Consider the following 14,941-nt stretch of genomic DNA (forward strand, 5'->3'; position numbering starts at 1 on the left):
GCATCGCCGGCCGCCACCGTTCACCGTCGTACGTGCCCCCTCTGACCTGTTCCCCGAGTCCCCACGAACGCCCCCGGACGGTCGCGCGGTTGGGTAGCTCAGACAAAAGTCCAAGCCATACCTGGTGATACTGGGTGGCTCCGAACCGCCGGGAGCCGGATGGTTCTGCGGTTCTCTCTCCTCTACAGGGAGGGAACCGCCTGATCCGTTCCCCACTGCACCGAATCGGGGCCTACGAGAAGCGAAGTGGTGGTGCCGGCGCTGCCAGAGCACTGATCAGAAGGAACTGATCAGCTCTCTGGATGACCACGCCCGGGGCGTGCTCAACCGTGACGCCGACGGCGTGCACTGGCCCTACGGCCCGAACATCTACGTCCAGATGCGCGCGGACCTGTTGGACTGGGCGGACCGGCACGACCTCAAGAGGGGCAACACGGGGTGTTCGTCCGGACTCCACTGGCTCGGCAGGGGCCGCTGCGCCAAGAGGGAATGCCAAGGCAGGCCGGGGTTCTACGACCACACGACCACGTGGCTTTCGCGGACCACCGGCAGGCCCGCTCTGGTGTTCAACCAGCCGTACAGGCAGGTGGGCCCGGCCGAGGTTTGGGATGACATCAGCGTCTCTCACGGCCGAGGTAGGGCCGGAGAGTTGGTACGGCGCAGGTACCAGCGGTGTCTACATCTGGAATGACGGCAACCGTTCCGTGGCTGTTCGGCCGCCCCGTTAACCGCGCATCGAAGGGTTCCACCTCGCGGTGGCCCCTTCGGAATCGTGCCGGTGAGGCACTGGCGGAGGAGTGACTATCACTACTGGAAGCGGCTGCTGGAAGAAGCGGGGGTTCGGAAGGCCCGGCTGCACGACGCCCGACACACGGCTGCCACTGTGCTCATGCTGCTCGGTGTCCCGGCCCGGGGCATTGATCAGATCATGGGGTGGGAGCCGGGCACCTCCGCAAGCATGAGGGCCCGGTACCTCCACGTGACGGACGCCATGCTGAAGGACGTGGCCCGGAAGATCGCCGATGCCATCTGGGGATCACTGGACACACCCACTGTGGACAAAAACCAGGACAACGAGGGCTGAGAACCGCCGAAGGGCCCCACCGCGAACGGTGGGGCCCTTCGACATCGTGCCCGGTGAGGCACTGGCGGAGGATACGAGATTCGAACTCGTGAGGGGTTGCCCCCAACACGCTTTCCAAGCGTGCGCCCTAGGCCACTAGGCGAATCCTCCGCGGCAAACAATACAAGACGTTGAGGAGTGCTCGCGAACTCGTTCCCAGCCCCCGACATCGGGTACTGTTTGGGCAGCCCCTCACGTGGCGCTATCTGACTGAACTCCCCCAGGGCCGGAAGGCAGCAAGGGTAGGTTGGCTCTGGCGGGTGCGTGGGGGGCGCTTGCGTTTCCCGGCAAGGGTGGTCTCTTGCGTGGGGCTGGTTGTCAGTGGGCGCCTATAACCTCGTATGCGTGTCGTCTCTCGCGCTGTACCGCCGCTATCGCCCGGAGTCGTTCGCCGAGGTCATCGGGCAGGAGCATGTCACCGACCCGTTGCAGCAGGCGCTGCGGAACAACCGGGTCAATCACGCGTACCTGTTCAGCGGTCCGCGTGGCTGCGGCAAGACGACCAGCGCACGCATCCTGGCCCGCTGTCTCAACTGTGAGCAAGGTCCCACGCCGACCCCGTGCGGAGAGTGCCAGTCCTGCCAGGACCTCGCGCGCAACGGCCCGGGTTCCATCGACGTCATCGAGATCGACGCCGCGTCCCACGGTGGTGTGGACGACGCCCGTGAGCTGCGCGAGAAGGCCTTCTTCGGACCCGCGAGCAGTCGGTACAAGATCTACATCATCGACGAGGCCCACATGGTCACGTCGGCCGGCTTCAACGCGCTGCTCAAGGTCGTCGAGGAACCGCCGGAGCATCTGAAGTTCATCTTCGCGACCACCGAGCCCGAGAAGGTCATCGGGACCATCCGTTCGCGGACCCACCACTACCCCTTCCGGCTCGTGCCGCCCAGCACCCTTCGCGACTACCTCGGCGAGGTCTGCGGACAAGAGAACATCCCCGTCGAGGAGGGCGTGCTGCCGCTCGTCGTGCGGGCGGGGCAGGGCTCCGTGCGTGACTCCATGTCCGTCATGGACCAGCTGCTCGCGGGGGCCAAGGAGGAGGGTGTGACATATGCCATGGCCACCTCTCTCCTCGGTTACACCGACGGCTCGCTCCTTGACTCCGTCGTCGAGGCCTTCGCCACCGGTGACGGCGCCGCCGCCTTCGAGGTCGTCGACCGGATCATCGAGGGCGGCAACGACCCGCGGCGCTTCGTCGCCGACCTGCTGGAGCGCCTGCGGGACCTGGTGATCCTCGCCGCCGTCCCGGACGCCACGGAGACCGGCCTCATCGACGCCCCAGCGGACGTGCTGGAGCGTATGCAGGCCCAGGCCGGCATCTTCGGCGCCGCCGAGCTCAGCCGCGCCGCCGACCTGGTCAACGCGGGCCTCACCGAGATGAGGGGCGCCAATTCCCCTCGCCTCCAGCTGGAGCTGATCTGCGCGCGCGTGCTGCTGCCGGCCGCTTATGGCGACGAGCGGTCCGTGATGGCCCGGCTCGACCGGTTGGAGCGTGGCGTGAACTTCTCCGGGGGCGGGAGTGCGCCCGCGATGGGGTACGTCCCCGGGTCCGAGGCGCACGGGGCAGTGGCTGCCGCACCGGTTCCGCCGGGGGGCGGTGTCGCGGCGGCCCGGGCGGCGGTACGGGCTTCGGGCCCGGTGACCGGACCTGCGCCGACCGGACCTGCGCCGACCGGACCTGCCCACAGCGGACCCGCGGCGAACGGACCCGCGGCGGGGGGCGCCCCGGGCTTCGGCTCCGCACCCGGTCAGCCCGGTCAGTCCGCCCAGGACACCGCCCCGCCCCCGGCCCCGGCTTACGACGCCGCCTCCGCCCAAGCCGCGCCCGCGCCCACTGACCCGGCACCCGGCGACACCGGCATCGCTCAGCCCCAGGCCCCCCAGCCTCCCCAGGCACCCGCCACGCCCCCTCCCGCCCCCGCGGCCCCCACCGCCTCCACCCCCGGCGCCTGGCCCGCCGCGGCACCGGCGGGCGGCGGCCGACGCCCGGGCGGCTGGCCCACGGCGACCCCCGCCGGAGGCGGCCGGCCCCCGGCTGCCCCGAGCCAATCCGCACCCACCACTCCCGCGCCGAGCCAGCCCGCACCCGCCCAGCCCCAGCAGGCCGCCCCCGCTGCCTACGCACCTCCGGCCGGCGGCGTCGACCCCCGCATGCTCTGGCCGAACATCCTGGAGGCCGTCAAGAACCGCCGCCGCTTCACCTGGATCCTGCTCAGCCAGAACGCCCAGGTGGCCGGCTTCGACGGCACCACCCTCCAGATCGGCTTCGTCAACGTCGGAGCACGCGACAACTTCGTGAGCAGCGGCAGCGAGGACGTCCTGAAGCAGGCGCTGGGCGAGCAGTTCAACGTCCAGTGGAAGATCGAGGCGGTCGTCGACCCCTCGGGCGGCTCGGCACCCCCGCAGACCGGCGGCGGTACGCCCGGCTTCAACGGCGGTGGTGGCGGTTACGGCACCCCAGGCGCCCCTGGGACGCCTGGACCCTCCGGCGGCTACGGCGGAGGCGGCGCCCCAGCCCCGGCACAGCGCCCGGCGACCTCTGCTGCCACCTCCACGACTCCCGCACAGTCCTCGGCGACACCGCCCCCGGCCGCTCCCGCCCCCCGGCCGCCCGCCCCGGAACCGCCCCCGGTCTCCCCCGAGGACGACATCCCCGAGGACGACGACCCCGACCTCAACGAATCGGCCCTCTCCGGCCGCGAACTGATCGTGCGGGAGCTGGGAGCGACGGTGGTGGAGGAGTTCACCAACGAATAGGGGCTCCTAGACGAGGCGGGACCCCTGTCGGGAGCCCTGCCGGAACTCTGTCGGGACGCCTGTTTCGGAGAAACCCACAAACCCCGTTCCCCCGCCCCTTCAGCAACCCGCACAATTTCCCGGGCCCCGAGCCGGTTACGCTGACCCCGTGAAGGTCCTCGTCATCGGCAGCGGCGCCCGCGAACATGCCCTGTGCCGCTCCCTGTCCCTCGATCCCGACGTCACCGCGCTGTACTGCGCCCCCGGCAACGCCGGCATCGCCGAGGTCGCCGAGCTGCACCAGGTCGACGCCCTGGACGGCACGGCCGTCGCCGCGCTGGCCACGGAGCTCGGCGCCGAGCTCGTGATCGTGGGCCCGGAGGCACCCCTTGTCGCGGGGGTGTCCGACGCCGTGCGCGAGGCAGGCATCCCGGTCTTCGGTCCCTCCGGGGAGGCCGCGCAGCTCGAGGGCTCCAAGGCCTTCGCGAAGGACGTGATGGCGGGGGCGGGCGTCCCCACCGCGCGTTCCTACGTGTGCACGACCCCCGAGGCGGTCGACGAGGCCCTCGACGCCTTCGGCGCCCCGTACGTCGTCAAGGACGACGGTCTCGCGGCCGGCAAGGGTGTCGTCGTCACGCCGGACCTGGAGGCGGCCAGGGCGCACGCCAACTCCTGTGAGCGCGTCGTCATCGAGGAGTTCCTCGACGGCCCCGAGGTCTCCCTCTTCGCCGTCACCGACGGCGTGACCGTCGTCCCGCTCCAGCCCGCCCAGGACTTCAAGCGCGCCCTGGACGGCGACGAGGGCCCGAACACCGGCGGCATGGGCGCGTACTCCCCGCTGCCCTGGGCCGACCCGAAGCTGGTGGAGGAGGTCCTGCAGACCGTCCTCCAGCCGACCGTCGACGAGATGCGCCGCCGCGGCACCCCCTTCTCCGGGCTCCTGTACGCCGGTCTCGCGATCACCTCGCGCGGAGTCCGCGTCATCGAGTTCAACGCCCGCTTCGGCGACCCCGAGACCCAGGTGGTCCTGGCTCGGCTGAAGACCCCCCTCGCGGGTCTCCTGCTGGCCGCCGCCAAGGGCGACCTCGCCGACCTGGCGCCGCTGCGCTGGAGCGACGAGGCCGCGGTCACCGTGGTCGTCGCCTCGCACAACTACCCCGGCACCCCGCGCACCGGCGACCCGATCACCGGCCTCGACGAGGTGGCCGCCGAGGACGCTCCGCACGCGTACGTCCTGCACGCCGGCACCAAGCACGACGGCGACGCCGTGGTGAGCGCCGGTGGCCGCGTCCTGTCCGTCACGGCGACCGGCAAGGACCTCGACGAGGCCCGCGACCGGGCGTACCGGGCGGTCTCCCGCATCCGTCTCGACGGCTCCCAGCACCGTACGGACATCGCGGCGAAGGCCGCGGCGGGCGAATAGCCGGCACCATCGGAACAGCCGGAAAAACCGGCAGACCGGATGAACCCGACAGGCCCCGAATCCGTCTCAGGATTCGGGGCCTGACGTATGCCCGGCCCCGCCGCCGGCCTTGTCACCAGCCGGGAACCGCACGCCGGACGGGGGCTGAACTTGGGTCAAGAACCAAGGCCTGATCTTCGCTGTCCGTCATCCACCTTTCCCCAAAGCCATTCCATCGAGTGACCGATCCCTTTTCCTGGTGACGTGGACAGGGGCCCCAACTAGGGTGCGGCGCAAGCGTTCCGGCACTTGGCCCACCGGCATTGCGATGTCAGTGGGGGGTGCCACAGTGGGGGAGTGAGCAACACCAGGACAGGCAAACAGCCAGGACAGCACGGAGGGGGTGACACCCGGTCGTGACCGGTATGGGTGGAGAAGCGGGCGCACAAGCCGCGCGCTCCTGGGCGCTCGCCGTGCTGCGCATCCGCAGCCGGGCGCTCGCCGTCGCGCTGCTGCCGGCGGCCGTCGCCGTCGTGCTGTACGCGGGAGGCTCCACCGGCCGCCTCGTCGGCCCGGGCTGGCATGCCGCCCGCTGGGTCGTCACGCCGTTCGCCGTGCTCGTCCTGCTGGCCGCCGCCGGCATCGCCCTGGTCGTCGCCCGTGCCCGCCCCGCCATGAGCCCGACGGTCCCGATCGCCGAGGAGTCGGCGCCGGACCTGTACCGCATGGTGCGCGACCTGGCCGACCGTCTCGATGTGCCGGCCCCCTCCGCGATAGCGCTCACCCCGGACTGCGACAGCTGGCTGGAGGACCGCACCCACCCGTCCCACGGCCCGCCGAAGCACGAGGACCGCGACGAGCTCACGGGCGCCCGTGGCTCGCGGCGCACGACAGCGGCGCCCGTCCTGGTCATCGGCTCCCCGTTCCTGTGGTGGATGCGGGTCGGTGAGCTCCGCGCGGTCCTCGCCCCGGTCGTCGCCGGTACGGGCCCCTCGGCCCACCCGGACATAGCCGCGGCCCGCCGTTTCGTCCGCGGCCTGGACGCCGCGGTGGCCGTGGCCTCGACGACCGACCGCTGCCGGATGATCCGCGTGGTGTGCGCCGGCGTCGGCTGGGTGGCCCGACTGCTGCTGCGCAGCTGCCGGGAGCACGCGTCCAAGATGGAGCGAGGGGTCGCCGCCGCGGCGGCCGAGCGCGCCCAGGGCGTGGACTACGGCCTGCGGATCGTCGCCCAGGAGCAGGTGGGCCTGGCCTACGCCGGCTGGGACCGCCTCCTGACCCGCGTGGCGCTGCCCGCCTGGCGGATGGGCCGCTGGCCGTCCCGCCTGGACGCGGGAGTGGTGGCGGCACTCACGGAACTCTCCCGCCGGGACCGCCTGGCCGAGGGCTTCGCCTCCCGTCTGGGTGAGCGCCCCGCCTGTGACCTCCTGGAAGAACCCGGCACGATCGACGAGGCCACCTCCCTCCTGGCCGCCCGCCTCTTCCACGGCGGCCCGGCGGAGTCCGGTCCCGACTGGTCCCCGGTCGGCTGGCAGGAGTATCCGGAAGAGGTCGTCGACCGCAAGTGGCGCCTCGACGCGGCCCGCCTCCACCGAGTCCTGGACGCACAGGGAGTACGCCGGACCCCCGAGACCAGGGGCCCGGAGACGGACGGCCCGACGTTGTCCAGGGTCCTGGACTACCTCGCGACGCCGACGCCCGACGGTGCGAAGCAGCACACAGAGTCCGGACCGGAGTCCGTACCCCTGGTGACAGCCGAACCCGCAGCCGCCGACGGCGACCCCGCCCCACAGGAGCCACCCGCACCCGACGACGTAACTGTCATGGGTGGCGCGGACGGGCACACACTCGCCGATGGCGAAGGCGAGGCCGATGCGGAGGCCGACGAACAGGAAAGCGAACGCACCGCCACCCTCGCCGCAGGCCTCACCGCCGAACTGGCCCGCGAGGAAGCCACCGCACCCACCCCCCAGGGCCCCGACACCACCCTCTGGGACGACGGCGCGCTTCCCCTCTTCCCGCCCCAACCGCCTCGCACGTCCCGCGAACTCCTCACCGACCACGTCACGGCCATGGTCTGCTGCGCCGCGATGGACACCGCGGGCGCCACCCCCGGCCTCGACTGGCTCGACGGCCCGACCCTCCTCATCAACGGCGACCGCGCGGCCGACCTCAGCCCGGTGGTCCTCAGCCTGATCGTGGACGGCGACCCGGTCCCCCTGCGCACCTGGCTGCTGGAGTCCGGCATACGTGCGGAGAAGCCGGTCCGCCTCGTCTGAGCGAGACCGGCCGACCGGGCCACCGCACAACTCCCTTACCGGAAGACCTCGTTCCGCTTTCGGCCAATTCGCAACGAATAGTGACCGCGTGCGTGCGTAATGTGATGTGCTGGGACCGATCGGGCGTATGGCAAGGGCTTGCGACATAGGACGGGCGTCAGAAGTACGAACGGACGACCGCATTCGCACACGGGGCGCGAGGGAGGGGAGCAGCCATGGGGTCGGAGCAGATCCGCCGCTGGGAGTCGGGAGCGCTGGCGCACGCGGTGACGGACCCCTTCGGCCAGGGCCCCGTGCCCTGGCTCCGCGGCGACGAGACGTACTTCGACGGCACCGGCCAGGTGGTCCCCTGGTACGTGGACGGATCCCCGCAGCCGGCCCCCGCCGGCGCCCGGACCGACGGCGCTCGCATTCCGGCCCCCCGCACCGCCGGCGGCCCCCGTGCCGCGGACGACGTGCGCCGCCAGATCAAGGGCTTCACCTCGGCCGGCGCGGTCGCCCCTGGCGAGGCCATCGACTTCCACATCACGGTCGACCCGCCCCAGGAGTTCGGCGTCGACGTGTACCGCATCGGTCACTACGGCGGTGACGGCGCCGCCAAGATCACCACCAGCCCCCGTCTCTCGGGCATCGTTCAGCCCCCGCCGCTCACCGCGGACCGCACGGTCTCCTGCCACCACTGGTGGCTGAGCTGGCGCCTGCAGATCCCCTCCTTCTGGAGCGTCGGGGCGTACGTGGCCGTCCTGACCACCGCCGACGGCTACCGCTCCCACGTGCCGTTCACCGTCCGCCACGACCACCCGGCGGACCTGCTGCTCCTCCTGCCGGACGTCACCTGGCAGGCGTACAACCTCTACCCGGAGGACGGCCGCACGGGCGCCAGCCTCTACCACGCCTGGGACGAGGAGGGCGGTCTGCTGGGCGAGTCCGACGCCGCCACGACCGTCTCCTTCGACCGCCCGTACGCCGGGGCGGGCCTCCCCCTGCACGTGGGCCACGCCTACGACTTCATCCGCTTCGCCGAGCGCTACGGCTACGACCTGGCCTACGCCGACGCCCGCGACCTGCACTCCGGCCGCGTCGACCCCACGCGCTACCGGGGCCTGGTCTTCCCGGGCCACGACGAGTACTGGTCGGCGAACATGCGCCGCACCGTGGAGCGCGCCCGAGACCACGGCACATCGCTGGTCTTCCTCTCCGCCAACACCATGTACTGGCAGGTGGAGTTGGGCCCGTCCCCGTCCGGTGCCCCCGACCGCCTCCTGACCTGCCGCAAGCGCAGGGGCCCGGGCCGGCCGGTGCTGTGGCGCGAGGTCGACCGCCCCGAGCAGCAGGTGGTCGGCATCCAGTACGCGGGCCGGGTCCCCGACCCCCACCCGCTGATCGTGCGCAATGCCGACCACTGGCTCTGGGAGGCCACCGGCGCCCACGAGGGCGACGAGATCCAGGGACTGGTCGCGGGCGAGGCCGACCGCTACTTCCCGCGCACCCCGCTCCCCGAGCACGACGACCGCATCCTGCTCGCCCACTCCCCGTACGCCGACACCGAGGGCGCTCTCCGCCACCAGGAGACCTCCCTCTACCGCGCCCCCTCGGGCGCCCTGGTCTTCGCGTCCGGCACCTTCGCGTGGTCCCCGTCCCTGGACCGCCCCGGACATGTGGACCCCCGAGTCCAGCGCGCCACCGCCAATCTGCTGGACCACATCTGCAAGCGCGACTGACCCCGTACGCCACAGCCACCGACCCCCTGTCCCTGGCCAGGGTCCCGATACGGGACAATCGAGTGGCCCGCCCGTCTCCCACCACCACCCTGTTCGAGCCCTGCGGGCGCCCCTTTTGTTCAACCACGGGGAGGAACCGTGTCCGGATTCGTAGAAAAGCCCGAGCCGATTCAGGTTCCGGGCCTGGTGCACCTCCACACCGGCAAGGTGCGTGAGCTGTACCAGAACGAGGCGGGCGACCTCGTGATGGTCGCCAGCGACCGCATGTCCGCCTTCGACTGGGTGCTGCCGACCGAGATCCCCGACAAGGGCAGCATCCTCACCCAGCTCTCCCTGTGGTGGTTCGACCAGCTGCGGGACCTGATCCCCAACCACGTCCTGAGCACCGAACTGCCCGAGGGCGCCCCGGCAGACTGGGCGGGCCGCACCCTCGTCTGCAAGTCGCTCCAGATGGTCCCGGTGGAAGCCGTCGCCCGCGGCTACCTCACCGGCTCGGGTCTCCTCGAGTACAACGAGTCCCGCACGGTCTGCGGTCTCGCTCTGCCCGAGGGCCTGGCCGACGGCAGCGAACTCCCCGCCCCGATCTTCACCCCGGCCACCAAGGCCGCGGTCGGCGAGCACGACGAGAACGTCTCCTACGAGGAGGTCGCCCGCCAGGTCGGAGCCGACACCGCCGCCCGGCTGCGCCAGGCCACCCTCGCCGTTTACTCGCGGGGCCGGGACATCGCCCGCGACCGGGGCATCATCCTCGCGGACACCAAGTTCGAGTTCGGCTTCGACGGCGACACCCTCGTCATCGGCGACGAGGTCCTCACCCCGGACTCCTCCCGCTTCTGGCCGGTCGACCAGTGGGAGCCGGGCCGCGCGCAGCCCTCGTACGACAAACAGTTCGTGCGCGACTGGCTGACCTCGGCGGAGTCCGGCTGGGACCGCAAGAGCGAGCAGCCCCCGCCGCCGCTGCCGCAGGAGGTCGTGGACCGGACCCGCGCCAAGTACGTCGAGGCGTACGAGCGACTGACCGGCACCAGCTGGTCGTAACGCGAAAAGCCCCCGGGAAACCGGGGGCTTTCACATGGAGCGAACGACGAGGTTCGAACTCGCGACCTCAACCTTGGCAAGGTTGCGCTCTACCAACTGAGCTACGTTCGCATGCGCCGTGGCGCGAGAACCACTATACCCAACCTCGCTCCCGCGCGAGCCGCACCGCCGCATGGCGGTTCTCCGCCCCGAGCTTCGACACCGCCGAGGACAGATAGTTCCGCACGGTCCCCTGCGACAGCGCGGCCCGCTCGGCGATCTCCGCGACAGGCGCCCCGTCGGCGGCGAGTTCCAGTACCTCGGCCTCGCGCGCGGTCAGCGGTGAGTCCCCGGCGGAGATCGCGTCGGCGGCCAACTCCGGGTCGACGTAGCGGTTTCCGGCATGCACCGTGCGGATGATCTCCGCGAGCCGCTGCGCGCTGACCGTCTTCGGGACGAACCCGCGCACACCGGCCCCAAGGGCCCGCTTGAGATGCCCGGGCCGACCGTGGCTGGTCACGATCAGCACCTTGCAGCCGGGCAGTTCGGTGCGCAGGGATGTGGCGACCTTCACACCGTCGGCGCCAGGCATCTGGAGATCCAGTACGGCGACGTCGGGAGCGTGCGCCTTCGCCATCGCCAGCGCCTCGGGACCGGACGCCGCCTCGGCGACGATCACCAGGTCGTCCTCCAGCGCGAGCAGCGCCGCGAGCGCGCCCCGGATCAGATGCTCGTCGTCGGCGAGCAGCAGTCGCACCGTCATGCCATGACCTCACTCACCCGCAGCGGCACGGAGGCCACCACTCTGAACACACCGTCACCCACGGGCCCCGCCTCCAACGTCCCGTCCACCGCTGCCAGCCGCTCCCGCAGCCCGGCCAGCCCCGAGCCTCCGGGGCCGGACGGCGCGGCCACCCCGTCGTTCTCCACCTTCAGCACCACGCACTCGCGCGTCACCCGCACATCCACCGCGCACCGTCCGGCATCCCCGTGGCGCAGCACATTGGTCGTGGCCTCCCGCACGACCCACCCGAGCGCCGACTGCACGTCCACCGGCAGCCCGGCCGCCTCCCCGGACACCTCGCAGCGAATCCCCGCCGCCTCCAACACGCCCTGCGCACCGGTGAGTTCGACCCCGAGGTCGGCCTCCCGATACCCCCGTACGACATCGCGCACCTCGCGCTGCGACTCCTGCGCGATGCGCTGCACCTCGACCATCTGCTCCTCGGCCTCGGGCCGCCCGCGCCGCGCCAGCTGTACGGCCAGCTCGCTCTTCAGGGCGATCACCGCGAGGTTGCGCCCCATGACGTCGTGCAGATCGCGCCCGAACCGCAGCCGCTCCTCGGCGACGGCGAGCCGGGCCCGGCTCTCGCGGGCCTCGTCGAGTTCGTAGACGGCCTTGAGCAGCCAGACGGAGAAGGCGGCGGCGAAGGCGACGAACCCGCCGCCGAACAGCACCGCGACTCCGCTGACCAGGGCCGCGAGGGCAGGCACACCCAGCGGGAACCCCACGAGCGCCGCGCCCGCCGCGAAGCCCCCGACGGTCGCGAACACGCGCCGCCTGCTGCGCACCCCGAGCGCGATCACGCCCGCCCCGTAGGTCAGTACGACGCCGAAGACCCCTCCCGCCGCGGAGTCGACGTCGTCCCCGCCCGGACCGTGCCCGGAGATGACGAGGGAGGTGACGGCGGTTGCCGCGCTGACGGCGCCGAGCGTCCACAGCAGCCGTACGGGCTGCTCACGGCGGCCCCGCACCCAGTCCAGCGCCCGTGACACGGTCAGGCCGCAGACCACCGCGTGCACGCACACCATGAGCATCAGCCAGACGCCCATCCGGGACCCGACGGTGCCCGCCGTGGGCGCGAGAGCCAGAACCTCGATCACCGCGAAGGAGTGGAACGACCACCGGGTGTACGTCTCGACCTTCGCCGGCGTGCTCTTGCGCCGCCACCAGCCCCCCGCCTTGCGCATGTTGTGCTCCCCCTGTGTCAGCGCCTGGGTTCCCAGCGGAACCACCGTCGTACAGCAAACACGCCGAGGACCGTCCAGGCCAGGGCGGTCAGCACCGGTCCGAGGGTCTCGTACGCCGACAGCTCTCCGGTCCAGCCGCCGCGGACCAGCGTGATCACCGGAGTCAGCGGCAGCAGCTCGCACACCGACGCCATGCGGTCGGGCAGGACCTCCAGCGGGACGGCCATGCCGGAGCCGAGCATCGAGACGAACATCATGGGCAGCGTGGTGACCTGGGCGCTCTCGGTGGTGCGGGTGAACGCCGAGGTCACCGCCGCGAGCAGGGCGCACAGCACGAGCCCCAGGAGCAGTGCCAGCACCGCGAGATGGGGCGCGCGGGGCGCGGGGACGTCGAGCAGGACCGTGCAGCCGACCGCCAGGAGGACGGACTGCGCGAGGCCCGTGACGACGGCCGGGAGGGCGGATCCCGCGAGGATCTCGTTGTCCCGCAGTTCACCGGTGCGCAGCCGCTTGAGGACGAGTTCCTCGCGCCGGGCGGTGAAGACACCGACGAGCGCTCCGTACACCGCGAAGATCAGCGAGAACCCGATGGCGGCGGGCAGGACGACGGTGCCGGGAGTGAGGCCGGACTTCTCGAGGTCCATGTCCTTGGTCGCCGACCACACGCTGAACGGAAGGACCAGCGGTACGAACAGAGCCGCTACGAGTGTTCCCCTGCTGCGTCCGAGCAGTGTCGCCTCGGCGCGGGCCAGCGCTGTCAGCCGGCCCGCCGGGGTGGTGATCGTCCCGCTCATGCCACATTCTCCTTCGTCTGGAACCCCTGCGCGATCCCGAGGAACGCCTCTTCCAGCGAAGCCGACCGCACATCGAGCCCCCGCAGCTCGATCCCCGCCCCCGAAGCCCACACCAGCAGCCCCGTCGCCGCGCGCTGCAACTCCCGCGTCCGCAGCCGTACGACCCGGCCGTCGACCTCGTGGGACAGCACCCCCAGCTCTCCGAGCGGCGGCAGATCGCCCACGAAGTACTCCTCGGGCAGTTCGAAGGAGATCCGCGAGGGCTGTCCGGCCGTCACCTCGGCCGGTGTCCCGGTGACCGCGATCCGCCCCTCGTGCAGGATGGCGAGCCGGTCGGCGAGGCCCTCGGCCTCCTCCAGGTAGTGCGTGGTCAGCAGCACCGTAGTACCGCCGTCGCGCAGCGCCCGGACCAGCTCCCAGGTGTCCCGGCGCCCTTCGGCGTCGAGCCCGGTCGTCGGCTCGTCCAGGAACAGCACCTCCGGGTTCCCGAGCAGTGCGAGCGCCAGGTCCAGGCGCCGCCGCTCACCGCCGGACAGCTGCTTCACCCGTACGTCGGCCCGCCGCGCGAGCCCGACGAGCTCCAGCGCCTCCCGTGCGGGCCGCGCCCCGCTCACGCATCCCGCCCACATCCGGGCGGTCTCGGCGACGGTGAGCTCGGACGGGAATCCGCCCTCCTGGAGCATCACGCCGGTGCGCGGCCTGACGACGGCCCGCTCCTCGTAGGGATCGTGTCCGAGGACCCGTGCCCGGCCGTCGGTCGGCCGGGCGAGCCCCTCCAGGAGTTCCACGGTCGATGTCTTGCCGGCTCCGTTGGTGCCGAGCAGTGCGAAGATCTCGCCCCGGTCCACGGAGAAGCTGATTCCGCGGACCGCTTCGAACCCGCCCCCGTAGACGCGTCGCAGGTCGGTGACCTCAATCACGTTCGTGTTCATGGTTCAAGCATCTCGGTGCCCCGGGCCCGGAAGCAGTGCGCGCTGTCATCGCTCGGCATGACAGATGTCAGGGGTACGCCAACCAACGGAAAAGCCCCCCGACAGAAGCCGGGGGGGCCTTCGCATCAAGAGCGAACGACGAGGTTCGAACTCGCGACCTCAACCTTGGCAAGGTTGCGCTCTACCAACTGAGCTACGTTCGCATTGCCTCCGACCGGCTCTCACCGATCGGCGCGGACACCATCCTACCTGATCCACAACAGTGGCCAGATGGTGGTGCAGAGCGGGTGACAGGAATTGCACACTGCGCCTTCCCCCTGGAAGGGGGATGTTCTGCTACTGAACTACACCCGCATGTACTCCGTGGGCTGGGCTTTTGCGTCCCCGCCCCTCGGCGTGCTCCAGACTCTAGCCGACCAGGTGGGGTGCAACGCAAGTCGGTTGCGCTCAGGGCCCGCTGACGGACCCTGAGCACGCCCTGTGAGCTGTCACTGCGCCGCGGCGAACGCCTCGTAGACCTTCTTGGGGATACGGCCGCGCGCGGGCACGTCCATCTTGTTCGCCTGGGCCCAGGCGCGGACGGCCGCCGGGTCGGGGGCGACCTCCGTCTGCCGGTAGGCCTTGCCGGACTTCGACCGCTTGCGGCCGGCGTCCACGTAGGGCTCGAGCGCCTCACGCAGTTTCTTGGCATTCGCTTGATTCAGGTCGATCTCGTACGACTTGCCATCAAGTCCGAAGGCGATCGTTTCCGCCGCTTCCGAGCCGTCGATGTCGTCAGAGAGAGTGACCACGACCTTCTGCGCCACGAATATCGGTCCCTTCATACGGCACTTGCCAATTCATTTGTACAGTGCCCGACAATGCAATGGGAAGCCCGACTAAATCCTTCCGCGTGTCTGAGCGCAATAGGTATCGGGTGTCGATCGGGGATCTTTCCTGGAAATTTTCGTGAACACAGCCGTT

Annotated in this window: 10 protein-coding genes, 4 tRNA genes, 1 other RNA gene and 1 pseudogene; 7 read left to right on the forward strand and 9 right to left on the reverse strand. The window is 71.1% G+C overall.

The annotated features are described in order from the left end of the window. Positions 1–748 precede the first annotated feature (748 nt). Positions 749–1,084 (forward strand): annotated as a pseudogene (locus QF037_RS24830) (tyrosine-type recombinase/integrase); the annotation flags it as partial. Between the two features lie 62 nt (positions 1,085–1,146). On the opposite strand, the gene QF037_RS24835 reads toward QF037_RS24830, so the two are convergent. Then, positions 1,147–1,234 (reverse strand) — tRNA-Ser (locus QF037_RS24835). Between the two features lie 72 nt (positions 1,235–1,306). Here QF037_RS24835 and ffs point away from each other — a divergent pair. The 6 genes from ffs (at position 1,307) to QF037_RS24865 (ending at position 10,302) form a co-directional block, all read left to right on the forward strand. Next, positions 1,307–1,405: signal recognition particle sRNA small type (gene ffs, locus QF037_RS24840), an RNA gene on the forward strand. 63 nt (positions 1,406–1,468) lie between these two features. Next, on the forward strand, positions 1,469–3,883 hold the full coding sequence (locus QF037_RS24845; protein ID WP_307028759.1) for a DNA polymerase III subunit gamma and tau: 2,415 nt from the start codon (positions 1,469–1,471) through the stop codon (positions 3,881–3,883). A gap of 148 nt (positions 3,884–4,031) precedes the next feature. Continuing rightward, complete coding sequence (gene purD, locus QF037_RS24850) at positions 4,032–5,285, forward strand: phosphoribosylamine--glycine ligase (protein WP_307028761.1); 1,254 nt, start codon at positions 4,032–4,034, stop codon at positions 5,283–5,285. A 395-nt stretch (positions 5,286–5,680) separates the two neighbouring features. Continuing rightward, positions 5,681–7,543, forward strand: coding sequence for a hypothetical protein (locus QF037_RS24855; RefSeq protein WP_307028763.1), 1,863 nt, complete (start codon positions 5,681–5,683; stop codon positions 7,541–7,543). Between the two features lie 215 nt (positions 7,544–7,758). After that, positions 7,759–9,264, forward strand: a complete 1,506-nt coding sequence (locus tag QF037_RS24860; RefSeq protein WP_307028766.1) for a N,N-dimethylformamidase beta subunit family domain-containing protein — start codon at positions 7,759–7,761, stop codon at positions 9,262–9,264. A gap of 138 nt (positions 9,265–9,402) precedes the next feature. Beyond that, positions 9,403–10,302 (forward strand): phosphoribosylaminoimidazolesuccinocarboxamide synthase, encoded by a 900-nt coding sequence (locus QF037_RS24865; RefSeq protein ID WP_307028768.1) that lies wholly within the window; start codon positions 9,403–9,405, stop codon positions 10,300–10,302. A gap of 35 nt (positions 10,303–10,337) precedes the next feature. Here QF037_RS24865 and QF037_RS24870 read toward each other — a convergent pair. The 8 genes from QF037_RS24870 to QF037_RS24905 all read right to left on the reverse strand — a co-directional run bounded on the left by QF037_RS24870 (position 10,338) and on the right by QF037_RS24905 (position 14,784). After that, positions 10,338–10,413: transfer RNA gene (locus QF037_RS24870), tRNA-Gly, on the reverse strand. Between the two features lie 22 nt (positions 10,414–10,435). Then, the gene (locus QF037_RS24875) at positions 10,436–11,044 is read right to left on the reverse strand and encodes a response regulator transcription factor (protein WP_307028770.1); all 609 of its coding nucleotides are present in this window, start codon (positions 11,042–11,044) and stop codon (positions 10,436–10,438) included. After that, the gene (locus tag QF037_RS24880; protein ID WP_307028772.1) at positions 11,041–12,252 is read right to left on the reverse strand and encodes a sensor histidine kinase; all 1,212 of its coding nucleotides are present in this window, start codon (positions 12,250–12,252) and stop codon (positions 11,041–11,043) included. The genes QF037_RS24875 and QF037_RS24880 overlap by 4 nt, the downstream gene beginning before the upstream one ends. A gap of 17 nt (positions 12,253–12,269) precedes the next feature. Continuing rightward, complete coding sequence (locus QF037_RS24885) at positions 12,270–13,046, reverse strand: ABC transporter permease (protein WP_307028774.1); 777 nt, start codon at positions 13,044–13,046, stop codon at positions 12,270–12,272. Continuing rightward, complete coding sequence (locus QF037_RS24890) at positions 13,043–13,978, reverse strand: ABC transporter ATP-binding protein (RefSeq protein ID WP_307028776.1); 936 nt, start codon at positions 13,976–13,978, stop codon at positions 13,043–13,045. The genes QF037_RS24885 and QF037_RS24890 overlap by 4 nt, the downstream gene beginning before the upstream one ends. Positions 13,979–14,108: 130 nt before the next feature. Next, positions 14,109–14,181 (reverse strand) — tRNA-Gly (locus QF037_RS24895). Between the two features lie 79 nt (positions 14,182–14,260). Continuing rightward, positions 14,261–14,332 (reverse strand) — tRNA-Gly (locus QF037_RS24900). Between the two features lie 134 nt (positions 14,333–14,466). Further along, positions 14,467–14,784 (reverse strand): histone-like nucleoid-structuring protein Lsr2, encoded by a 318-nt coding sequence (locus QF037_RS24905; RefSeq protein ID WP_307037353.1) that lies wholly within the window; start codon positions 14,782–14,784, stop codon positions 14,467–14,469. Positions 14,785–14,941: the final 157 nt, after the last annotated feature.

This window comes from Streptomyces canus, from assembly GCF_030815415.1.
Classification (GTDB): domain Bacteria; phylum Actinomycetota; class Actinomycetes; order Streptomycetales; family Streptomycetaceae; genus Streptomyces; species Streptomyces canus_F.

What these genes read in the sequence shown, in the direction of transcription:
- QF037_RS24860 (WP_307028766.1), top strand. Translation starts at nt 7,759, where the DNA reads ATGGGGTCGGAGCAGATCCGCCGCTGGGAGTCGGGAGCGCTGGCGCAC.
- QF037_RS24875 (WP_307028770.1), bottom strand. Translation starts at nt 11,044, where the DNA reads ATGACGGTGCGACTGCTGCTCGCCGACGACGAGCATCTGATCCGGGGC.
- QF037_RS24880 (WP_307028772.1), bottom strand. Translation starts at nt 12,252, where the DNA reads ATGCGCAAGGCGGGGGGCTGGTGGCGGCGCAAGAGCACGCCGGCGAAG.
- QF037_RS24885 (WP_307028774.1), bottom strand. Translation starts at nt 13,046, where the DNA reads ATGAGCGGGACGATCACCACCCCGGCGGGCCGGCTGACAGCGCTGGCC.
- QF037_RS24890 (WP_307028776.1), bottom strand. Translation starts at nt 13,978, where the DNA reads ATGAACACGAACGTGATTGAGGTCACCGACCTGCGACGCGTCTACGGG.